The sequence below is a fragment of the Polaromonas sp. P1_G2 genome (genome assembly GCF_056405515.1).
Map to the genome: position 1 here is coordinate 1 of NZ_JBFUBY010001095.1, position 462 is coordinate 462.

Below are 462 nucleotides of genomic sequence, written 5' to 3' on the forward strand. Positions count from 1 at the left end.
ATTATCTGCCAAAACCGTTTCGCGCCGAGGAACTGCTGGCACGGCTGCGCGCGCTCTTGCGCCGCTCGCAGCTACGCGCCCAGGTTCTCGTCACCGCCGGCCGTTTCGGTCTCGATGAGATCGCCAAACGCATCAGTTTCGACAACCAGCCGATCGAAGTCAGCCCGATGGAATACCGGCTGCTCTCCTATCTCGTCAGTCGGCCGGGCCAGGCGGTATCGGCGATGGAACTGGCGACGCATGTGCAGGGGCGCGACGACGACGCGGCCAAGAACGCCATCGAGGCGATGGTGACGCGGCTCAGGAAGAAGACGGCGCCCGATTCGATCCAGAACCGGCGCGGCTTCGGCTACCTCATCACAGGCGATGCGGAATGATCCGCTCCCTGCGGTTCCGGCTGGCAGTCGGCGCCGCGGTGGCGATCGCGGTGGCCTTGCTGCTCGTCTGGTGGACCCTCAGTCG

At 65.6% G+C, this 462-nt stretch carries 1 protein-coding gene; it reads left to right on the top strand.

From position 1 onward, the window contains the following. The coding region (locus AC1D0P_RS29220) for a winged helix-turn-helix domain-containing protein (RefSeq protein WP_477679934.1) at positions 1-377 on the top strand (377 nt) is incomplete at its 5' end. Positions 378-462: the final 85 nt, after the last annotated feature.